The sequence below is a fragment of the Lysobacter avium genome, from assembly GCF_015209745.1.
Classification (GTDB): domain Bacteria; phylum Pseudomonadota; class Gammaproteobacteria; order Xanthomonadales; family Xanthomonadaceae; genus Novilysobacter; species Novilysobacter avium.
Map to the genome: position 1 here is coordinate 361,219 of NZ_CP063657.1, position 21,386 is coordinate 382,604.

Here is a 21,386-nt window from a genome sequence, read left to right on the forward strand (position 1 = left end):
TGACGGCAGCATCACGGAACGGGGCGAATGATCGGGGGCCACTCCTCCATCACGCAGGACCCGGCCATGGCCCGCACACCCACCCCCGACGACGCTTCCCGCATGCCGCCGAATCCTGACGCACATGCAACGGAAGACGCCGCCGACCACCAGCGCGGCAACGGCGACGAGCCCCAGCAGATGGTCGCGGGCCAGCACGCCACGATGACCACCAACCAGGGTCTCGACATCAGCGACAACCAGAATTCGCTGAAGGCCAGTCCGCGGGGCCCGGTGCTGCTGGAAGACTTCATCCTGCGCGAGAAGATCCAGCACTTCGACCACGAACGCATTCCCGAGCGCATCGTCCATGCCCGCGGGTCCGCCGCGCACGGCCATTTCAAGCTGACCCGATCGCTGGCGGACTACACCACGGCGAAGATCCTGACCGAAGTCGGTGAGGAAACGCCGCTGTTCACCCGGTTTTCCACCGTCGCCGGCGGCAGTGGCTCGGTCGACACCCCGCGCGACGTGCGCGGCTTCGCGGTGAAGTTCTACACCAAGGAAGGCAACTGGGACCTGGTCGGCAACAACATCCCCGTGTTCTTCATCCAGGACGCGATGAAGTTTCCCGACCTTGTCCACGCGGTGAAGATGGAGCCCGACCGCGGCTACCCGCAGGCCGCCAGCGCCCATGACACGTTCTGGGATTTCGTCTCCCTGACCCCGGAGACCTTCCACACCGTGATCTGGGCGATGAGCGACCGCGCCATCCCGCGCTCGTTCCGGATGGTGGAAGGATTCGGCATCCACTCCTTCCGCCTGATCAACGCGGCGGGCAAGAGCACCTTCGTCAAGTACCACTGGCGGCCCCTGCTGGGCCTGCAATCCACGGTGTGGGACGAGTCGGCCAAGCTGCAGGCCGCCGACAACGACTTCCTTCGCCGGGACCTGTTTGAAGCCATCCAGGCCGGCAAGCACCCGCAGTGGGAGTTGGCGGTCCAGCTGTTTACCCAGGAGGAAGCGGACGGCTTCCCGTTCGACCACCTCGACTCCACCAAGCTGATCCCCGAGGAACTCGTGCCGCTGACGGTCATCGGCACGATGACGCTGGACCGTTGGCCGGACAACTTCTTCGCCGAAACCGAGCAGGTCGCGTTCTGCCCCTCGCACCTCGTTCCGGGGATGGACTTCAGCAACGACCCGCTGCTGCAGGGCCGTCTGTTCTCCTACCCCGACACCCAGCTGTCGCGGCTGGGGTCGGTCAACTTCCACCAGTTGCCGATCAACGCGCCCAAGTGCCCGTTTGCCAACCAGCAGCGCGATGGCCACATGCAGATGCAGATCCCCAAGGGCCGGGTGAATTACGAGCCCAGCTCGCTGGATCCGACATCGGCCCGCGCCACGCCCGACGGATTCCGCAGCTTCGCCGAACGCGTCGGCACTGGCGATGTGGACGATGCGCCGAAAAGCCGGATCCGCGCAGAAAGCTTCGCCGACCACTACAGCCAGGCGCGCCAGTTCTACCGCAGCCAGACGAAATACGAGCAGGCCCATATCGCCTCGGCGTTCGTGTTCGAGAACTCCAAGGTCGAGACCCTGCACATCCGTGAACGCGTGGTCGGGCACCTGCGCCACATCGACGAGGACCTGGCCCAGCGCGTCGCCGACGGGTTGGGAATGGAGACGCTGCCCGATGCGCCGCCAACCGCGGTCCCGGCACGCGACATGCCCGAATCGCCGGCCCTGCAGATCATCGGCAAGATGAAGGACACCCTGGACGGTCGCAGCGTGGGGATCCTGATCAACGATGGCAGCGCAGCAGCGACCGTCCAGTCCATACGCCAGGCGGCCGAAAGCGCCGGGGCAATGGTCAAGATCGTCGCGCCCAAGGTCGGTGGAGCGACCCTGGACGACGGCAGCAAGCTCGCCGCCGATGGCCAGCTGGCGGGCACGCCGTCGATGGTGTTCGACGCGGTGGCCGTGATCCTGTCGGACGACGGTGCCATCGCGTTGCTGGGAGAGAGCGCCGCGATCGACTTCGTGCGCGACGCCTTCGGTCACCTCAAGGCGATTGCCGCCGATGCCGGCGCGCAGAAGCTGCTGGACCGCGCCGGGATCGAGAAGGACGCCGGCATCGTCGCGGCCAGCGATGTCGATGCCTTCATCAAGGCTGCCAAAACCCGCCAATGGGAGCGCGAGAAGAAAGTCCGGATGCTGGCGTAGCGTCGTCTGCTGCGGCAGCAACGCGGCGACTGCAGGTACCCGCACGCCCGGTACGGACCCAATTGGTTCCCGCGTAAGCACGTCGCGTCGGGAGTGCACGCGGATGCCTGACGCGTGCGCCGTTCAGCCCGGATCGTGTGGGGCAGGCAGAAATCGTCGAAAATGACCGGTTATGAGCCCCGCCCACCATCGCGACGTCGCCGGTCGTACATCGGTTGCGTCCAACCAGTCCCGCTACCAGGCCTCGATCCGCCTGTCCGTCGCCCCGATGATGGACTGGACCGATTCCCACTGCCGTGTCTTCCATCGCCTGCTTGCGCCCAACGCGCGCCTGTATTCGGAGATGGTCCACGCCAATGCGGTGATCCATGGCGACCAGGGGCGGTTGCTGGCGATGGACCCGGTCGAGCACCCCGTCGCGCTGCAACTGGGTGGCAGCGAGCCGGAGTTGCTCGCGCAGGCGGCGCGCATCGGCGCGCATACCGGATTTGACGAGATCAACCTCAACTGCGGTTGCCCCTCCGATCGGGTCCAGGCCGGCCGGTTCGGCGCCTGCCTGATGCGCGAGCCGGCGCTGGTCGCCGCATCGGTCAAGGCGATGATCGGCAGCTGCGACGTCCCGGTAACGGTCAAATGCCGCCTCGGGGTCGACGATGACCATGACTACGGCCGCTTCCGCGCCTTCATCGACGAGGTCGCCGATGCGGGCTGCACTATGTTTGTCGTGCACGCGCGCAACGCGTGGCTGAAAGGCCTGTCGCCCAAGGAGAACCGCGATGTGCCGCCGCTGCGCTACGACTGGGCGTACCGGCTCAAGGCAGAACGCCCGGACCTGCAGGTGATCGTCAACGGCGGCATCAACGACGCCGATGAGGCCACCATGCACCTGGATCATGTTGACGGCGCGATGCTCGGTCGCGCCGCCTACCACGACCCCTACCTGCTGCACCGGCTGGATGTGGCGTGGTTTGGCGGCGAGCTTCGCTCGCGCGCCGAGTTGTTGCGCGCCTACCGACCGTATGTGGAGGCGCAACTGGAGCGCGGGGTGTACCTAAAGCACATCGTCCGTCATGTGCTGGGGTTGTTCGCCGGCCAGCACGGCGGCCGCGCATTCCGCCAGGTACTCAGCGAGGGCGCACACAAACCTGGCGCCGACTGGTCGCTGATCGAACGCGCGGTGGCCATCACCGGGTCCTTTGCATACGATGCCGCGGCCTCCATTCCTTCTTCCGCCACGGGCCGCCCATGATCACGCGAGACACAGCCAGCTTCCTCCAAATCGCCACCACGGCGGCGCCCGACTTCGGCCCAGCGACCGCCCGCGCCGCCTTCATGGTGGCCCCCGACGGTTTCCAGCTGGCCGAGCAGTCCGCCGCCGACAACCGCTACATGGCGCCGGCCGACGGCTTCGATGCCGCCCGCGCATCGGCCCAGCACCGCGACCTGCAGCGTGCGATCTCGCAGGTACTGCCGACCGTGTGTTTCGCCGGCGATCCCGAAACGCCGGACGCGCTGTTCCCGAACAATGTCTTCGGCACCGCGCGGGTGGACGGGCAGGCGCGCTACGTCATCGGCCGCATGCGCCACCCGGTGCGCCAGCGTGAAGCCGGGCGCGCGGACATCCGCGGGTTCTTCGGCGATGTGCTCGGCTACGCACCCGTCGACCTCTCGGAGCAGCCACACCCCTGCGAGTTGACCGGTGCCCTGGTGATCGATCGCGCTCGCGGACTGGGATTCGCCGGCTTGTCGGAGCGCTGCGACGAGCAGGGCGCGCGCCTGATGCACGAAGCTTTCGGCTTGCGCGCCACCCTGATGTTCGACCTCGCCCCCGGCGAGTACCACACCAATGTGGTGCTGGCGGTACTGGCCGGGCGCGCGGCGGTGATCTGCCCGCGCGGGTTTGCCGATGCTTCGGTGATCCGGGCGCTCGACTCGCTGTATGGCCCGCGCGCGATCCAGCTCGCGCCGGGCGAGCACGCTGCTTTCGCCGGCAACTGCATCGCCCTGTCCGATGATCGCGTCTGGATGAGTGCGCACGCCGGCCGCTCCCTGCAGCCGTCGACCCGCGAGGCGTTCGCGGCCGCCGGCTTCACCGTGGACACCGTCGAGCTGGACGCGATCGAGGCCGGCGGCGGCTCGCTGCGCTGCTGCATCGGAGAAGTGTTCTGAGTTGACGTCGCGCGCCCGGCGGGTCCAGTCTGAATGGCCCGTGGATGTAAAAAAAAAGTTCAGACCGGATTCACTGCCTCGTCCCGAGAATGAATCGCTGAAATCCGAAGCTGCCGACGCGCTCCGTCCGTTCAACATGCCCAGCTCTACCGTTCTTGCTGCCATATGCCTGACGCTTCTTGCGGCCACCACCGCGGTCGCCGGCAGCGCGGTGGCGCAGACCCGTGACAAGGCGCGCGAGCCGGACCGGGAACGCGTCATCCGCGACGAGGGGCGGAGCGGTCACAGCAGCGCCAGCCACCGCGAACTCTCCGATGCGGTGCGCCGGGTCGAGCGCCGCACCGGCGGCCAGGTCCTCAGTGCCGAACGCGTGCCCTACGATGGCCGGGACGTCAGCCGGGTCAAGATCGTTGATTCCAGTGGGCGGGTGCGGGTCTACGTCGATGATCCGGCGCGCGGCGGCAACGAGCCGCCCAGCCGCGGCGGGCCACAGTCGCCATCGCAGCGTCCTGTCTCTACACGCCGCGCCGACAACTGAGGCATCATCTTGGTGGCATGACCCGCCTGTTCAGGTGGAGCGACACACAAGTCTCAAGGAGTATCCATGCGAATCCTGCTGGTGGAAGACGAAGCGCCGTTGCGCGAGACCCTCGCGGCCCGCCTGAAACGCGAAGGGTATGCAGTGGATGCCGCCCAGGACGGCGAAGAGGGCCTGTACATGGGCCGCGAAGTCCCGTTCGATCTCGGCATCATCGATCTGGGCCTGCCCAAGATGTCGGGCATGGAACTGATCCAGGCCCTGCGCGACGAGGGCAAGAAATTTCCCATCCTGATCCTGACCGCGCGTTCCAGCTGGCAGGACAAGGTCGAAGGCCTCAAGCACGGCGCGGACGACTACCTGGTCAAGCCCTTCCACGTCGAGGAATTGCTGGCCCGGATCAACGCGCTGGTCCGCCGCGCCGCCGGCTGGAGCAAGCCGACCCTGGAATGCGGTCCGGTGACCCTCGACTTGGCGGCGCAGACCGTCAGCGTGGACGACGCGAACGTCGACCTCACCAGCTACGAGTACAAGGTGCTGGAGTACCTGATGATGCACGCCGGTGAACTGGTCTCCAAGGCCGACCTCACCGAGCACATCTACCAGCAGGACTTCGACCGTGACTCCAACGTGCTGGAGGTCTTCATCGGCCGCCTGCGCAAGAAGCTGGATCCCGAAGGCACCCTGAAACCGATCGAGACGGTGCGTGGCCGTGGTTACCGCTTTGCCCTGCCGCGCAGCGGCGAGTAGTTCCGCCCCGGGTACCCTGCACGCATGAGCCGGGCGCAGCCCAGCTCCCTGCAGGCGCGCCAACTGCTCGCAGCCAGTCTTGGCCTCGTCGCGTTCCTGGCGCTTGCCGGCGTAGCGCTGGACCGGGCGTTCCTGGACACCGCCGAGAGCAACCTCTACCAGCGCATGCGCAGCTACGCGCTGGCCTACGCGGACAGCGATTTTGCCCGCGATGGCACCTTCATCCCGCCCTACATGCCGCCCGATCCGCGTTTCGACCGGCCCGGCAGCGGCCTGTACGCCGAGGTCGTGCTGCCCAACGGCCTGGAGTGGAACTCGTCCTCCTCGGTCGGCCCGCTGCTCCCCGAAGGGCGCCTGCTGGAAGCCCGCTCGGAGATCTTCGAGGGCCCGCTGGAAATTACCGAGATCAGCGGCGAGCCGGGCCAGGCGTACCGCTATGGCCGCGGCCTGATCTACGCCAGCGGCGACGATCCCGACGCGGAATTTCCGTACACGATCTACATCCTGGAGGACACCGCCGCGCTGAGCCGCCAGGTGGAGGTCTTCCGCCGCGCTTTGTGGCGCTACCTGGGCGGCGCGGGGCTTGTACTGCTGCTGCTGCAGGGCCTGATCCTGCGCTGGAGCCTGCATCCCCTGCGGCGGGTGATCGAGGAGCTCAAGCAGGTCCAGCGCGGGGTGACCTCGCGCATGAGCGAGCGCCATCCGCGCGAGCTGGAGCCGCTGGCCGAGAGCATCAACGCGTTCATCGAAAGCGAGCGCGAGAACCTGGACCAGCAGCGCAATACCTTGGCCGATCTGGCCCACAGCCTGAAGACGCCGTTGGCCGTGCTGCGCACTCGCCTGGATGACGACGCGCCGGAGACGGAACTGCGCGAGGACGTCGCCACCCAGTTGCAGCGGATGAGCGACCTGGTGTCTTACCAGCTGGCACGCGCGGCGTCCGGCGGCCATGCGCTGTTCTCCGCTCCGGTGGATGTGGAGCCGCATGCCGAAGCACTGGTGCAAAGCCTGGAGAAGGTTTACGCCGCGAAGGGTGCGCTGTGCGAGTTCGATCTTGCACCGGGCGTGCAGTTCCACGGCGAAGTCGGTGACCTCCAGGAGCTGCTGGGCAACCTGCTGGAGAACGCGTTCAAGTGGGCGCGCTCGCGCGTATTGTTGACGGTCAAGCCCGGCGAAGTCGCCCCCAACCGCAGGCCGGGCCTGTTGATCACCGTGGATGACGATGGACCGGGCATCGCCCCGGAGAAGGTCGCCCTGGTCTTGCAGCGCGGCGTGCGCGGCGACGAGCGCGTGCAGGGTCACGGTATCGGCCTGGCGATCGTGCAGGACATCATCCGCAGCTATCGCGGCACGCTCGACGTCGGGGCCTCGGAAGAGCTTGGTGGCGCCAAGTTCGAGGTGCGTCTGCCGCCGCGGATCTGAGTCGCATCAAGCCGCGGCGAAGGGTGCAGCGCCGTACAGGCGGACCAGGTGCGCCGCCACCTCGGGCATGGCCTTGTGCAGCGTGGCCGGATCGCTGAAGTGGTACTCGGTGACCACCGCGAAGAACTCCTCCGGCGCCTCGGCCGCGTAGGGATCGATCGCGCTTGGCAGCCCCGCTTCCACGTTTGCCACCAGCCCCTCGTAGGCATGCTGGAAATCGCCCGCCCATTCCAGCTGCCAGTCGCGCGGCAGCGGCGGAGTGCCATCGAGCACGCCGTCAAGCGCGTCCAGCTTGTGGGCGATTTCGTGGGCGGCCACGCAGAACCCGGCGCGCGGATTGGCGCAGTCCGCCATGACATCCGCCCAGGACAGGATCACCGGGCCCGCCTCCCAGGCCTCGCCGATCAACTCGTCGCTGCCTTCGTGCAGCACACCGGCGGCGTCCATGTGGCTGCGCTCGACCCGGAACGCGTCCGGGTAGACGATCAGCTGCGACCAGCCGTGCAATCCCTCCTCGCCGAACTCCAGCAGCGGCAGGCAGCATAGAGCAGCGAGCATCGCGCGCTGCGTCCGACCGAGCTGAAGCCCGGCCACCGGCGTGATGGTCTTCTCGTTGAGGAAGAGGGAGGCGAGTGCGTGCAGACGCTGGTCCCGTTCGCCGTCCAGCGCGGCGACCCACGGGAGCGCAACGCGCACTTCGGCCCAGACCGACGCATCGATGGGCGCCGGAGGGCGCCACCAGCGGCGCATCAGACGGATCACAGGATTTGGATCAAAGCACTTTGAAGCGATGGGTCCGGCGCAACCCAGCCCGGCAAAAGGGATGCGTCCTAGCGGAACATGCCCGGCAGGAAACTGTGCCAACGGGTCGACTGGGACCGGTTGGTCGGCAGATCGCCGTGGATGTCAGGGGTCAGCTTGCTCTCACGCGAAGGCGCCGTGCGGTCGGCGGCGGCGGCCGCCGGGGCTTCGCGCTCAGCGCTGCTGCCCGGGGGACAATCGGAGCCATCGGGTGCACTCATGCTGCCCTCGCCGGCCACTGCCGCCGAGCTCATCAAGGCGATCAACAGGAACATGGAGATCCGGAGCATAGGCACCTCGGTCGGCCGGGCAGGTCCCAGCCAGTGCTTGACTATAACGCGAAACGACTTGACGAATATGACCCGACGTCATATGGATGGGAGCTGGGTATTGTTCCGTTACAGGCTTGGACCAGAAGCCTGCGTCAGCAGCCCGGCGCGCCACTCGCGCATAATCGGTCGCATGGCAGCTCCACCCACCACTGTCGGCGCGTCGAGCGCGGAAAGTCCAGCCAACGAGCCGGCGGACGAGCGCGCGCTGCTCGCCCGCCTCATTGAGGGACCGATCCCGGCTGACGCCCGGGCCGGGAATGACGGGTCGGACGCCGCCGCCCTCTGGCAACGCGTCCAGGACCTGCAGCGAGCAGGGGTTCCGATCGACGAAGAGATCGACGGCGGCTATCGGCTGACTCAACCCTTCGACCTCCTCGACAACCACGCCATTGTCGGGGCGCTGCCCGCGCCGGTACGGGCGCGAATCGCCTCGCTGGAAGTCGCCTGGGTACTGGGCTCCACCAACAGCGAGCTGCAACGACGTCCGGGCGCCGCGGATGGCGCGGCCAGCGTGCTGCTCGCCGAACGCCAGACGGCTGGTCGCGGCCGCCGCGGCAAGGAGTGGAGTTCGCCACTGGGCGCCCATGTTTACCTGTCGCTGGCGCGCACGTTCGGTGGTGGCTGGGCACGGCTGGGTGGACTGAGCCTGGTGGCCGGCGTGGCTACGGTTGATGCGCTCCACGCACTCGGTTACGGCATGGTGCGGCTGAAATGGCCGAACGATCTGGTCGTCCCGGCGGCGGATGGCGACCTGCGCAAGCTGGGCGGGCTGCTCGTCGACGGCGGCGGCGACCACGCCGGACCCGCGCGTGCGGTGATCGGGCTTGGCTTGAACGTACGCATGCCGGAGCGCTTCGGTGTCCTTATCGACCAGTCCTGGTGCGATCTGGCGCAACTGCCGGTTGCCACGCCGCCGCGCAGTGCCATCGCGGCGGCGATCATCGCGCGCTGGGTACCGGCGCTGGATGAGTTCAACCGGGACGGGCTTTGCGGATTCCTGACTCGCTACGCGGCAATGGACGCGATCGCCGGCCAGCCGGTGCGGATCAGCAGCGAAACCAGCTGCATCGACGGGGTGGCCCTTGGACTGGCGGGAGACGGCTCCCTGCGCGTACGGACGGGCGATGGCGCCGAGCGCTGTTTCCACGCCGGCGAGGTGAGCGTGCGCAGGGTCAAGGCGGATTCATGAGCGTGCAGCGCTGGGTACTCGACCTTGGCAACACGCGCCTGAAAATCGCTCCGCTGCAGGCGAACGGCGAAGCAGGCGAGTCGATCGCCCTGGAGCATCGCGGTGCCGATATGGCCGCATTGGCGGCCCGCCTGCCGCCGGAGATGGAGGTCGCCTATCTCGCCAGTGTTACCGATGAAGCTTTGCGGGTCGGGCTGCTGGATGTGCTGGCGGCGCGCTGCCAACGCATTTCGCTGGCCCGCACCCAGCGTCGTTGGGGCGATCTGCGGATCGCCTACGCCGATCCGGCGCGGCTGGGAGTCGACCGTTTTCTTGCAATGATTGCCGCTCGCGCTCATGCCGCGCGCGTCGAGCATGAACCGGTGCTGGTATGCGGTGTGGGCACGGCCCTGACCCTGGACCTGATTGACGCGCAGGGGCAACACCTTGGCGGGCGCATCGCGCCATCGCCCACTGTGATGCGCCAGGCGCTCAACCGGCAGGTGGCACAACTGCCGGCCTGCGGTGGCAGCTACGTCGAGTTCGCCGTCGACACGCCCGATGCCCTGGCTTCCGGATGCGTCGGAGCAGCGCTGGGCCTGATCCAGCGCAGCCTGGCGGATGCCGGGTCGCGCCTGGGCACTGCGCCAGCGCTGTATCTGCATGGCGGTGGCGGGGAGGAGCTGCGGTCGTTGCTGCCGCAGGCCCGCTGGTCGCCGCGTCTGGTCCTGGAGGGCCTCGCGCAATGGGCCGCGATCGAGAAACCGGCTTGAGCCCGCCTGCGCGGAACCGACGGCTACAATCGCCGCCATGTTGATACGCGCCCTCGTCATCCTGCTGCTGGTACTCAACCTGGGCGTCGCGCTGTGGGGGGTGTTGGCGGCCGGCCCGGCACCGACTGCCGCGCCGGTCGATATCCCGCCGGGTGTGGAGCGCCTGCAACTGGTGACCGAGCTCGCCGAGCCGAGCAAGCCGGCACCTGTAAGGGAGCCAACGATCCCGCTCGATATCGTCCAGTGCGCGGCTTTCGGCCCCTACGACACCGCGGAGGTAGCGTCAGCCGTGGGCAAGCGCGTGCAGCTTGAAGGTCTGGTCGACGGTGAAGCCGCTGTGGCTGTGCTCACGACCGCGGTCCGCGCGGAGCCGGGGCGCCCGCCGCGCAGCTGGCGGGTCCTGTTGCCGCCTTTGCCCAGCGCGGCCGAGACCGACATCGTGGCCAAGCGCATTGTTGCCGCCGGCTTCAAGGACTACTACGTCATCCGCGACGGCGTCGACGCGAACGCGATTGCGCTGGGCCTGTTCCGTAACGAGCAGGCGGCGCGGGCACGCGCGGAAACGCTGCGCAAGGCGGGGTTTGACGCTGCCGTCGACCCGGTGGGAGCCGGCCCGGAAGAGTACTGGCTGGATGTGGGCGCCGATGCGGCTTTCATTGCTGAAGCGGTTCGAAGTCAACTGGGCGCCGCGCGCACGCAGCCGATCGATTGCGAAAGTCTGGCTCCGTCTGCCGGACCCGAAGCGGTGGTAGTGGGGGATAATCCCGCGGCGCGGTAGAATGGGAGTTTCGCCGGCTTAGCTCAGTTGGTAGAGCAACCGCCTTGTAAGCGGTAGGTCGTCAGTTCGACTCTGACAGCCGGCACCAAGGCATGGAGGTCAGCATGAAGCGCAGCTACTCACCCGTCTCGATCATCGGTGCACCCACGGACGTGGGCGCGGGTCACCAGGGCGGACGCCTGGGCCCGGAGGCGCTTCGTATCGCCGGTCTTGGCGAAGCCCTGCAGGCGCGCGGCGTCGATGTCGTCGATCGCGGCAACCTGGACGGACCTCGCAATCCCTGGACCGGACCGGTTGATGGCTACCGCCACATCGACGAAGTCACCGAGTGGAACCGGCTGGCGATGGAAGCGGTGTATGCCGAACTTTCCGCAGGCCGCATGCCGATCCTGCTCGGTGGCGATCACTGCCTGGGCATCGGTTCGGTCACCGCGGTGGCGCGCCATTGCCGCGAAACCGGCAAGAAGCTGCGCCTGCTGTGGCTGGATGCGCACGCCGACTTCAACACCAGCGAGGTGACCCCGTCGGGCAATATCCACGGCATGCCGGTCGCCTGCCTGTGCGGTCTGGGCCCACGCTCGCTCACGCATCTGGGGGGCGACGCGCCGGCGATGGATGCCTCGGCTGTGCGCCAGGTAGGCATCCGCTCGGTCGATGATGGCGAGAAAAAGCTCATAAAGGAACATGGTCTGGACGTCTACGACATGCGCTACATCGACGAGGTCGGCATGAAGCGGGTCATGGAAGAGGCGCTGGCGGGAATGGACGATGACACCCACCTGCATGTCAGCTTCGATGTCGACTTCCTCGACCCCAGCGTGGCTCCAGGCGTCGGCACGACGGTGCCTGGCGGTCCCAACTACCGTGAAGCGCAACTGGTTATGGAGATGATCGCCGACAGCGGACGGATGGCATCGCTGGACATCATGGAGCTCAATCCCATCCTTGATCGCGACAACATGACGGCACTGGTGGCGGTCGATCTGGTGGAAAGCCTGTTCGGTAAATCCACGCTGATGCGGGCCTGAACGCCGGCCCGGTTTTTTACCTTGGTTGCACGGTGGTGCACGCCGACTTCACATCCGGTCACGCGATGATGTCGCCAAGGTCGCAGACATAAGCGATCCGATCCATTCCACCCAGGTGAGCCGGCCATTCTGGTCGGCCCCGGCTAACAGGAGAAAGCGATGAAGCGTGTTATTGCCCTGATGATGGTGTCGATGTTTTCGCTCGGAATGCTGACCGCGTGCAACACCATGGCCGGTGCCGGCCAGGACGTGCAGAAGGCTGGCGAGAAGGTTGAGAAGAAGGCCGAGGACTGCAAGGACGGTCGTTGCTGATTTCGATTTGAACGATTGAGCCGCTGCATGCGGCTTGAGCGTGACAGGGAGCCGGGGCAACCCGGCTTTTTGTTGTCTGGGAAACAGCGACGTTCAGGATGATGAAGGGTCTCGTGACGCGGCGATGACTCGCCCTGAACATGCATTCTGCGAAGGTGGATGCGTGGTCAACGAACCGCATTTTCCCCCATAGATATACGAGGTTAGACACCATGAACAAGGACATCATTGCCGGCAAGTGGACCCAGGTGAAAGGCAAGGCGAAGGCCAAGTGGGGCGACCTGACCGACGACGTGTTCGACGTTGCCGAAGGCAACTCGGAGTATCTGGCGGGCAAGCTGCAGGAGCAGTACGGCTGGACCCGCGAGCGCGCCGAGGAAGAAGTGTCGAACTTCGGCCGCACGCTTGATTGATTGCACAGTGGGTTGCACGGCCGTGCTGACAGCCGACGGTTGACGTCGCAAGTCGCATAGCCAACGGGCCGGGAAACCGGCCCGTTTTTTATTGCCTGGACGCCGAGCAACCCGGCGCGCCCTGTTGCGCCGCATCTGCCGGGTACACTGGCCCGCCGCCAATCCCGTTCACCAAATGCAGCCCACCCGCGTCCTCACTGGCATCACCACCTCCGGTACTCCGCATCTTGGCAACTACGTCGGCGCGATCCGGCCCGCTGTCGCCAGCAGCCTTCGCACGGACGTGGAAGCGTTCTATTTCCTCGCCGACTACCACGCCCTGATCAAGGTGCAGGATCCGGCGCGGGTGCAGCGTTCGACGCTGGAAATCGCTGCGACGTGGCTGGCCTGCGGCCTGGCGCCGGACACGGTCTGGTTCTACCGCCAGTCCGATGTGCCCGAAACCACCGAGTTGAACTGGCTGCTGACCTGCGTCGCCGGCAAGGGCGTGCTCAACCGCGCGCACGCCTACAAGGCCTCGGTGGACAAGAACCGCGAGGCAGGAGAGGACGATGACGCCGGGATCTCCGCCGGTCTCTTCATGTACCCGGTGCTGATGGCCGCCGACATCCTCCTGTTCAATGCGCAGAAAGTGCCGGTGGGGCGCGACCAGATCCAGCACATCGAGATGGCGCGCGACTTTGCGCAGCGCTTCAACCATCTGTACGCCGGCACCGGCGAGGACCACTTCGTGTTGCCCGAAGCGGTGATCGAGGAACAGGTGGCGACCTTGCCCGGCCTCGATGGACGCAAGATGAGCAAGAGTTACGACAACACCATCCCCCTGTTCTGCCCGCGTCCGGAGCTGAAGAAGCTGATCTATTCGATCGTGACCGACTCGCTGGCGCCGGGCGAGGCCAAGGATGCGGACTCCTCCAACGTTTTCCAGCTCTACCAGGCGTTTGCGGATGCAGGCGAAACCGCATCGATGCGGCAGGCGTTTGCAGACGGGATTGCGTGGGGCGAGGCGAAAGAGGCGCTGTTTGAGCGCATCGACGCGGAAATCTCGCCGCTGCGCGAGAAGTACGAGTCGTTGATGGCGAGGCCGAGCGAAATCGAGACAATCCTGCGCGATGGCGCCTCCAGGCTGCGTCGCCAGCTGGCAGCCCCGCGCCTGGCGGCGCTGCGCGAGGCCGTCGGTCTGCGTCCGTTGTCGCACGCCGGCACGGTAGACGTCCCTGTGGCCCCCGGGAAGCCTTCACTGCCCGTGTTCAAGCAGTACCGCGAGGACGACGGGCGGTTCTACTTCAAGCTGATGGTCGACGAGCGCGTTCTGCTGCAGAGCGGCGGTTTTGATTCGCCGCGCGATGCCGGCCAGCACATCGCGGTCCTGCGCCGCGAAGGTTACGTGTCGGCCGATCCCGCGCTCACGCTGGGCGAGGGTGTTCTTGCCGACGAGGTGCGCGGGGCTTTGGCCACGCTGGCCGCGGAAGATGCCCGAAAGGCGGCGCAGAAGGCAGCGGACGCGCGCTAGATTCTGATGCGCAGATGACCGCGTCGGCCGCGCCCGCCCGCGGAAGTTGGACTCCAACCGTCACCGCACACAGCATGAAGCCGGGTCGCCCCGGCTTCATGCGTTACAGCGGCTGCCAAAGGCCGGAGTCTTCGGTCAGTTGGGCAGCGCCAGGTCGTCCAGCAGCGCCTTCAGGAACCGCGCGGCCTCGCCACCGGTTGCGGCGCGATGGTCGAAGGTCAGCGAGATCGGCATCCGCCGGTGCACCTCGATGCCACCGATCACCGCCACAACGTCGTGGGAGAGCTTGCCCGCGCCCACGATCGCCACCGTCGGCGGTACCACCACCGGCGTGGCGTAGCGGCCGGCGAACATGCCGAAGTTGGACAGGCTGATGGTGTAGCCCGACAGCTCGCTGGCCGGGATCGAACGGTCCTCGACCTGCGCGCGCAGGCGCTTGATCGCCGAACGGATGCCGTTGCCGTCGAGCACGTCCGCGTTGCGCAGGGCGGGCACGAACAAACCATCGTCGGTGTCCACCGCAATGCCGATGTCGACATGCGGATGCATCGTGCGCACCAGCTTGTCGCCATCGAACCACGCGTTGAGCGCCGGGACTTCCTTGCAGGCATTGCAGATGGCGCGGATCAGGCGCGCGGTGATGTCCTGCTTGCCGATCCACCCATGCAGGTCGGCGTCATCGACCAGGGTTGTCGGCACGACCTGCGCGTGCGCGGCGGCCATCACCCGGGCCATGTTGCGACGCACGCCCTTGAGCTGCTCGGGCTGGCCGCTGGCGGCGACGCCCGGCGGCTGGGTGCGCATCGGCTTGCCCGACTGCGACAGCGTGCTGCGGGCGGCAGCGGGCGCTGCGGAAGTCTGTGCAGCCGGGGCCGGCGCAGCAGCGGGTGCCTGTCGGGCCGGTGCCGCGCCCACGGCCGCGCTGCCGTCGGCCGCGGCCTGCTTGACGTCGGCCATGGTGACCACGCCGTCGGTGCCGGTCGCGGTAACCCGTGCCAGGTCGACCTTCAGCTTGCGCGCCAGTGCGCGCACCGCCGGCATCGCCTTGACGCCGCCCACGGTGCTGGCCTGCTCGCTGCGGATGGCATCGGAGGACTGCATCGCGCCAACGACGGTGCCGCTGTCAGCGCGGGGCTCGCCTTCCGGCGGTGTCTCACCCTTATCGCTGATCGCGCCGCCATCGTCGGAGGCAACCACCTTGTCATCGCTGGCCGGATCCTCGCTGCCCACGCCCTTGCCCGGCGGAGGCGGGCCGTGGCCGTGGCCGGTGTCCTGTCCGGCGGAGCGCTGCGGAAGCGAGGCATCCACCTCGAACTCGGCCAGCATCGCTCCGGTGGTGATGACATCGCCGGCTTCACCAGCCAGCCTGGTCACCTTGCCCGAGACCGGGGACGGCACCTCGACCACGGCCTTGGCGGTTTCCATCGAGACCAGCGCCTCGTCCAGGCGGATGGTGTCGCCCACCTTTACCGACCATTCCACGATGGTCGCGTCCGGCAGGCCCTCGCCCAGATCGGGCAGGTAGAACGTGTTCTTGTTGCTCATGGCAGTCCTTCTATGTGCTTGGGCCTATCTGCGTGGGCGCCCGGGCGCCCGGCATGGCATCGGTGGAATTCTGGCGCGTTGGCTCAGCTGGCCGCCATCGCGCGCCGGGCCGCCTCGACCACCCGCTCAACGCTGGGCAAGTACTTCATCTCCAGGCGGAACAGCGGGATGTGGGTGTCGTAGCCGGTGACGCGCTCGACCGGGGCGACCAGGTCGTACATCGACTCCTCGGCCAGACGCGCGGCGATCTCCGCGCCGAAGCCGGCGGTCTTGGGCGCCTCGTGCACGATCACGCAGCGGCCGGTCCTGGACACCGACTCGGCGATTGTCGCGAAGTCCAGCGGTCGCAGGGTGGCGACGTCGATGACCTCGGCGCTGATCCCTTCGGCGTCCAGCTTCTCGGCGGCCTCCAGCGCTTCCTTCACCTGCGCGCCCCAGGTCACCAGGGTCACGTCGGTGCCGTCGCGCAGCACGTAGCAGACGTCCAGCGGCAGGGCCTCGCCGTCGTCGGGCACGACCTCCTTGTACTGGCGGTAGATGCGCTTGGGTTCGAAGAAGATCACCGGGTCGGGCTCGCGGATCGCCGCCAGCAGCATGCCGTAGGCGCGCTGCGGCGATGACGGCATGACCACGCGCAGGCCGGGCACGTTGGTGAAGATCGCCTCGTTGGCCTCGCTGTGGTGCTCCGGCGCACGGATGCCGCCGCCCCAGGGCACGCGCAGCACCATCGGGCAGGTCAGCCGGCCGCGGGTGCGATAGCGCATGCGCGCGGCGTGGCAGACGATGAAGTCGACCATCGGGTACATGAAGCCGTCGAACTGGGCCTCGGCGATCGGGCGCATACCCTGGCTGGCCATGCCGACGGTCAGGCCGGCGATGGTGGTCTCGTCCAGCGGCGTGTCGATGATGCGCTCGGAGCCGAACTTGGCGTGCAGGCCGGCGGTAGCGCGGAACACGCCGCCGTTGACGCCGACGTCCTCGCCCAGCACCACGACGCTGTCATCGGCGCGCAACTCGTAGTCCATGGCCTGGGTCAGTGCCTCGATCAGGGTGATCGCGGCAGGTGCATTGGTGGTGGTGCTCATGCCCGGCCCTCCCGGTCGATGGCTTGTTGGCGCTGTTCCAGCAGGTCCGGTGGCGGATCGGCGTAGAGGTAGTCGAACATCGCCTCGACCGGCTGCACCGGGGTTTCCAGATAGGCGTTGATCTCGATGTCGACCAGGCGACCGCACTCCTCGATCCACTCCGCTTCCTGCTCTTCCGACCACAGGCCCTGGTCGGTCAGGTAGGTGCGCAGGCGCAGCATCGGCTCGCGGGTCCAGCCGTCCTTGACCTCGGCTTCGTCACGGTAGCGGCGGGCGTCGTCGGCGGTGGTGTGGTCGTGCAGGCGGTAGGTCATGAACTCCAGCACGGTGCCGCCTTCGCCGTTGCGCGCGCGCTCGGTGGCCAGGCGCATCGCCTCCAGCACCGCGATGAGGTCGTTGCCATCGACCTGCAGGCAATGCAGGCCGCCGGCCAGGCCCTTCTGGGCAAGGGTCTCGGCGCCGGTCTGGGCGTGGCGCGGCACGGAGATCGCCCAGCCGTTGTTGATCACGCACAGCACCAGCGGCGATGTGAACGCGCCGGCGGAGTTCAATGCGGCGTAGAAATCGGTCTTCGACGAGCCGCCATCGCCACAGCAGGCGACCGCAACGCGCGGCTGCTTGCGCAGCTTGAACGACAGCGCCGCACCGGCCGCCATCAGGCACTGGGTCGAGATCGGCACGCACCAGGGGTAATCGTGCGGCGCGTCGGCGAAGTCGTTGCCACGCTCGTCGCCGCCCCAGTACAGCAGTACTTCGCGCGGCTTCACCCCGCGCATGAACTGGGCGCCGTACTCGCGGTAGCTCGGCGCGAACACGTCCTCGGGCCTCATCGAGGCGCCGATGCCGACGTGGGTGGCCTCATGCCCCAGGCTGGCCGCGTAGGTCCCCAGCTTGCCGGTGCGCTGCAGCTTGATAGCCTTGCTGTCAAAGGTGCGCACGAAGAGCATCTGCTTGAACAGCGGCACCAGCGCCTTGGGATCGCGGAAAGCCTCGGGCAGCTCGCCGACCGGCTTGCCGTCTTCGCCAAGGTATTGCATGTACTTGATTTCAAATGTCGCAGCAACCTTCATTGCTTGATTCCCAGGAGCCCACGAAAGTCGCCCATGATACCGGCCCAACGTTGAAAGACCGTTGCGCGCTGCGGCAAAACCCGTCGCTACGTCGTTTTGATGGGTTAGGCTTGGGAGTTAGCTGAGGGAGCGGTCATGACTTCGGACACCAACGAGCGCGCACTGGAAACCGGCATCCACACCGATCTGGCCGGACGGATGAGCTACGGCGGTTACCTGCACCTGGACCGCCTGCTCGATGCGCAGAAGCCGGTGTCCGATCCGCCCGAACACGACGAGATGCTGTTCATCGTCCAGCATCAGGTGTCCGAGCTGTGGCTGAAGCTGATCATCCACGAGTTGAAGGCGGCGATTGTCCATCTGCGCGCCGATGACCTGGGCGCCTGCCAGAAGGGATTCGCGCGTTGCAAGCAGGTGCTCCGGCAACTGACCGAGATGTGGTCGGTGCTGGAAACGCTGACGCCGGCGGACTACATGAAATTCCGCGACACGCTGGGCCCGTCTTCAGGCTTCCAGTCGCTGCAATACCGCGAGATGGAGTTCCTGCTCGGCAACAAGAACGCCGGCATGCTGCAGGTCTTCGCCCATGATCCGGCAGCCGAGGCCACGCTGCGCGCCGCCCTGGAGGGCCCGAGCCTGTACGACGAGGCGCTGCGCTATCTGGCCCGCCACGGCCACGACGTGCCCGCGCACCTGCTGGATCGGGACTGGACCCGCAGCCACGTATCGGACCCCGCCTTGCTGCCCGTACTCGAGCGGATCTACGAGGAGTCCAGCGACCACTGGCAGGCCTACCACCTGTGCGAGGACCTGGTCGACCTGGAGAGCCAGTTCCAGCTCTGGCGCTTCCGCCACATGCGCACGGTGATGCGGATCATCGGCTTCAAGCGCGGCACGGGTGGCTCATCCGGCGTGGACTTCCTGAAGAAGGCCCTGGACCTGACGTTCTTCCCGGAGCTGTTCGAGGTAAGGACCCGGATCGGCATCGACTGACCCCCATTCAGCCTTCACCGCGGTTGACGCGCCAGCGCGTGGTGGTTAAACCTAGTCGCTTCGTCCGGCGAGCTGCCGGTCGGACCCGCCCGTACTGAATGCCGCGCAGCGGTCAGGGCATTTCCAGACAGGCGGCCGTCACGGCGTCGACCACTTCCCGGGGAGAAGCAACAGCAGTGGCCAGCCATCCAGGTTCCAACATCGGGGAAAAGACCTTCCTCGGCCATCCGCGCGGTCTGTTCGTGCTGTTCTTCGCCGAGATGTGGGAGCGCTTTTCCTACTACGGCATGCGGGCCATCCTGGTTTTCTACCTGCTGCAGCATTGGCTGTTCGCGGAAGAGAAGGCCTACGTCATTTACGGCGCCTACACCGCGCTGGTCTATATCACCCCGGTGGTGGGCGGCTACATCGCGGATCGCTGGCTGGGGCAACGCAAGGCCGTGCAGTTCGGCGCGATCCTGCTGGTGATCGGCCATGGGTTGATGGCGTTCGAGGGTCCCGGGCCGGCTGCGGGCCTCGATGCCACGATGATGCAGTCCTCCATCCACATCGATATTTTCTGGCTGGCACTGGCCTTCATCATCATGGGCGTGGGCTTCCTGAAGGCCAACATCTCGGTGCTCGTCGGGCAGCTTTACCGCCAAGGCGACGCACGACGCGATCCGGCGTTCACGATCTTCTACATGGGCATCAACGTCGGTGCGGCGTTGGGCTCGCTGCTGGTGGGCTATCTGGGGCAAAGCGAAGACTGGGGCTGGAGCTGGGGCTTTGGACTGGCTGGCGTCGGCATGCTGCTGGGCCTGCTGGTGTTCGTCCTCGGCCGGCCGTACCTGCAAGGCAAGGGCGAGGCTCCTGATGCCGAGCTGCTCGCGCGTCGCAGCGTGGCCGGCCTGCCGACTGAGTGGTTGATCTACTTGGGCTCGCTGGCCGGTGTCGTGCTGGTGTGGTTCCTGGTCCAGTACCAGTCCGTGGTGGGCGGTCTGCTGGGGGTCACCGGCGCACTGGTGGTCATCTGGCTGCTCTACAACGTGGTGGCCAAGCTGGACAAGATCGCGCGCGACCGCATCCTCGCGGCGATGTTCCTGATCGGCCTGCAGCCGCTGTTCTGGGCGCTGTTCGAGCAGGCGGGTTCGTCGCTGAACGTGTTCACCGACCGCCATGTGGATCGTGTGCTGTTCGGTTGGACCGTGCCGGCCAGCATGTTCCAGTCGATCAACTCGATCTACATCATCACCCTGGCGCCGATCTTCGCCTGGCTGTGGACCTGGCTGGCGCGACGCGGCCTGGAGCCCTCCACCCCGGCCAAGTTCGGCCTGGGCCTGGTCCAGCTGGGCGGCGGTTTCCTGGTGCTGGTCGCCGGCGCCGCGGCCGTCGGGACGGACAACATGACCCCGGTGATCTTCATCTTCCTGATCTACCTGCTGCACACGATGGGTGAGCTGTGCCTGTCGCCCGTGGGCTTGTCGGCAATGACCAAGCTGGCGCCTGCCAGCATGCTGAGCCTGATGATGGGTACGTGGTTCCTGTCCAGCGCGGCGGGCAACTTCATTGCCGGCCTGATCGCCAGCGCGACCGGAGGCGGGGGCGATGAGGGCCTCACCGACGCCGCGCCCGTGCTGTCGGTCTACGCCACCATCGGCTGGGTCGCGATCGGCGTCGGCGTGGCCGTGATTGTGATATCGCCGCTGGTCCGGCGCCTGATGCACGAAGGCGTGGATATCAACGGCGTGGACTACGCACTGGCAGGCCAGAACGAAATAGGCGAGCCGGCAGCGGCCGGTACCCATCCGGAGCGCGAGCAGAAGTAACGCCGGAATTTGAACTGGAAGTGGTCCGGGCCGTCGTCATCGGAGGCGGGCCCGGGAAACAGGACGGCGGCCCTCGGGTCGCCGTCCTGCGTTATGGCGGTGCTATTTGGTGACGCCGGACGCCCGGCCGGACGCAGGTTCCGAGTCCGCATCGGCTTCGTGCTCTGCGTCAGCTTCGATGTCGAGGGCGTCCAGGCGGTCCAGCAGGTCAAACAGTCGGGTCAGCTGCGCGGGATCGATGTCACCAAACAGGCGCTGTTCGAACTCCAGCGCCATCGGCGCCACCTCGTCATACACCGCATGGCCGGCGGTGCTCAGGCGCAGCACGGAGCGCCTGCGGTCCTCGGCATGCAGACTGCGCTCCAGCCAGCCCGCTTCGATCAGGCGGGCGACCGCGCGGCTGACGGCGACCTTGTCCATGGCGGTGCGCCCGGTAACCTCGCTGGCGGACAGGTCCGGGTAACGGCCCAGCACTGCCATCACCCGCCATTCCGTCATCCCCAGCGAGAAACGCTCGGCGTAGAGCCGCGCAATCGCGGCACTGAGGCGGTTGGACAGCACCGACAGCCGATAGGGAAGAAAGCGCTCCAGTTCGAGCTGCGCGGGGCCGGGAGGCTCGCTGTTCATGCTGCATCGCACCTTGCATATGGTTTCATATGAAACTATAACGCTCTTATCCGGCG

General features: G+C 66.9%; 21 protein-coding genes and 1 tRNA gene. 16 read left to right on the forward strand and 6 right to left on the reverse strand.

Annotated features, from left to right (window positions below):
- The first annotated feature begins 102 nt into the window (after positions 1-102).
- The 6 genes from INQ42_RS01570 (at position 103) to INQ42_RS01595 (ending at position 7,084) form a co-directional block, all read left to right on the forward strand.
- Positions 103-2,205 (forward strand): catalase, encoded by a 2,103-nt coding sequence (locus INQ42_RS01570; RefSeq protein WP_407070792.1) that lies wholly within the window; start codon positions 103-105, stop codon positions 2,203-2,205.
- A gap of 172 nt (positions 2,206-2,377) precedes the next feature.
- On the forward strand, positions 2,378-3,454 hold the full coding sequence (gene dusA / locus INQ42_RS01575; protein WP_194034868.1) for a tRNA dihydrouridine(20/20a) synthase DusA: 1,077 nt from the start codon (positions 2,378-2,380) through the stop codon (positions 3,452-3,454).
- Complete coding sequence (locus INQ42_RS01580; protein WP_194034869.1) at positions 3,451-4,374, forward strand: arginine deiminase-related protein; 924 nt, start codon at positions 3,451-3,453, stop codon at positions 4,372-4,374. The genes dusA and INQ42_RS01580 overlap by 4 nt, the downstream gene beginning before the upstream one ends.
- 136 nt (positions 4,375-4,510) lie before the next feature.
- A complete protein-coding gene (locus INQ42_RS01585; RefSeq protein WP_194034870.1) occupies positions 4,511-4,912 on the forward strand; it encodes a PepSY domain-containing protein in 402 nt (133 codons plus the stop codon).
- Positions 4,913-4,978: 66 nt separating this feature from the next.
- Positions 4,979-5,662: a response regulator transcription factor gene (locus INQ42_RS01590; protein WP_043959170.1), complete on the forward strand. Its 684-nt coding sequence runs from the start codon at positions 4,979-4,981 to the stop codon at positions 5,660-5,662.
- A gap of 24 nt (positions 5,663-5,686) precedes the next feature.
- Positions 5,687-7,084, forward strand: coding sequence for an ATP-binding protein (locus INQ42_RS01595; RefSeq protein WP_194034871.1), 1,398 nt, complete (start codon positions 5,687-5,689; stop codon positions 7,082-7,084).
- Positions 7,085-7,090: 6 nt separating this feature from the next.
- Here INQ42_RS01595 and INQ42_RS01600 read toward each other — a convergent pair whose 3' ends face one another.
- The gene (locus tag INQ42_RS01600; RefSeq protein WP_407070778.1) at positions 7,091-7,948 is read right to left on the reverse strand and encodes a M90 family metallopeptidase; all 858 of its coding nucleotides are present in this window, start codon (positions 7,946-7,948) and stop codon (positions 7,091-7,093) included.
- Complete coding sequence (locus INQ42_RS01605; RefSeq protein ID WP_194036943.1) at positions 7,915-8,160, reverse strand: hypothetical protein; 246 nt, start codon at positions 8,158-8,160, stop codon at positions 7,915-7,917. Before INQ42_RS01605 ends, INQ42_RS01600 begins: the two co-directional genes overlap by 34 nt.
- 187 nt (positions 8,161-8,347) lie before the next feature.
- On the opposite strand from INQ42_RS01605, the gene INQ42_RS01610 reads away from it, so the two are divergent.
- From INQ42_RS01610 to INQ42_RS01645, 8 genes are all read left to right on the forward strand, one after another.
- Complete coding sequence (locus INQ42_RS01610; RefSeq protein ID WP_194034873.1) at positions 8,348-9,406, forward strand: biotin--[acetyl-CoA-carboxylase] ligase; 1,059 nt, start codon at positions 8,348-8,350, stop codon at positions 9,404-9,406.
- Positions 9,407-9,408: 2 nt separating this feature from the next.
- Entirely contained in the window at positions 9,409-10,158 is a 750-nt protein-coding gene (locus INQ42_RS01615; RefSeq protein WP_194035697.1) for a type III pantothenate kinase, read from the forward strand.
- Between the two features lie 37 nt (positions 10,159-10,195).
- Positions 10,196-10,936, forward strand: a complete 741-nt coding sequence (locus INQ42_RS01620; protein ID WP_194034874.1) for an SPOR domain-containing protein — start codon at positions 10,196-10,198, stop codon at positions 10,934-10,936.
- A gap of 12 nt (positions 10,937-10,948) precedes the next feature.
- Positions 10,949-11,024, forward strand: a tRNA-Thr gene (locus tag INQ42_RS01625).
- A 16-nt stretch (positions 11,025-11,040) separates the two neighbouring features.
- The gene (gene rocF, locus INQ42_RS01630) at positions 11,041-11,964 is read left to right on the forward strand and encodes an arginase (protein WP_194034875.1); all 924 of its coding nucleotides are present in this window, start codon (positions 11,041-11,043) and stop codon (positions 11,962-11,964) included.
- A 159-nt stretch (positions 11,965-12,123) separates the two neighbouring features.
- Entirely contained in the window at positions 12,124-12,276 is a 153-nt protein-coding gene (locus tag INQ42_RS01635) for an entericidin A/B family lipoprotein (protein WP_043959166.1), read from the forward strand.
- Between the two features lie 212 nt (positions 12,277-12,488).
- Entirely contained in the window at positions 12,489-12,689 is a 201-nt protein-coding gene (locus tag INQ42_RS01640; RefSeq protein WP_193985648.1) for a CsbD family protein, read from the forward strand.
- Between the two features lie 175 nt (positions 12,690-12,864).
- Positions 12,865-14,202 carry a tryptophan--tRNA ligase gene (locus INQ42_RS01645; RefSeq protein ID WP_194034876.1) on the forward strand — a complete coding sequence of 446 codons (1,338 nt, stop codon included), beginning with the start codon at positions 12,865-12,867 and terminating at the stop codon, positions 14,200-14,202.
- Between the two features lie 135 nt (positions 14,203-14,337).
- Here the strand turns inward: INQ42_RS01645 and INQ42_RS01650 are convergent, their stop codons facing one another.
- From INQ42_RS01650 to pdhA, 3 genes are all read right to left on the reverse strand, one after another.
- Entirely contained in the window at positions 14,338-15,747 is a 1,410-nt protein-coding gene (locus INQ42_RS01650; RefSeq protein WP_194034877.1) for a dihydrolipoamide acetyltransferase family protein, read from the reverse strand.
- A gap of 83 nt (positions 15,748-15,830) precedes the next feature.
- Positions 15,831-16,832 carry an alpha-ketoacid dehydrogenase subunit beta gene (locus INQ42_RS01655; RefSeq protein WP_194034878.1) on the reverse strand — a complete coding sequence of 334 codons (1,002 nt, stop codon included), beginning with the start codon at positions 16,830-16,832 and terminating at the stop codon, positions 15,831-15,833.
- Positions 16,829-17,902 (reverse strand): pyruvate dehydrogenase (acetyl-transferring) E1 component subunit alpha, encoded by a 1,074-nt coding sequence (gene pdhA / locus INQ42_RS01660; RefSeq protein ID WP_194034879.1) that lies wholly within the window; start codon positions 17,900-17,902, stop codon positions 16,829-16,831. The genes INQ42_RS01655 and pdhA overlap by 4 nt, the downstream gene beginning before the upstream one ends.
- Before the next feature lie 135 nt (positions 17,903-18,037).
- On the opposite strand from pdhA, the gene INQ42_RS01665 reads away from it, so the two are divergent.
- Both INQ42_RS01665 and INQ42_RS01670 read left to right on the forward strand, forming a co-directional pair.
- Complete coding sequence (locus INQ42_RS01665) at positions 18,038-18,895, forward strand: tryptophan 2,3-dioxygenase (protein ID WP_194034880.1); 858 nt, start codon at positions 18,038-18,040, stop codon at positions 18,893-18,895.
- A gap of 176 nt (positions 18,896-19,071) precedes the next feature.
- A complete protein-coding gene (locus INQ42_RS01670) occupies positions 19,072-20,703 on the forward strand; it encodes a peptide MFS transporter (RefSeq protein ID WP_228062586.1) in 1,632 nt (543 codons plus the stop codon).
- 102 nt (positions 20,704-20,805) lie between these two features.
- Here the strand turns inward: INQ42_RS01670 and INQ42_RS01675 are convergent, their stop codons facing one another.
- Complete coding sequence (locus tag INQ42_RS01675; RefSeq protein WP_194034882.1) at positions 20,806-21,330, reverse strand: MarR family winged helix-turn-helix transcriptional regulator; 525 nt, start codon at positions 21,328-21,330, stop codon at positions 20,806-20,808.
- Positions 21,331-21,386 lie beyond the last annotated feature (56 nt).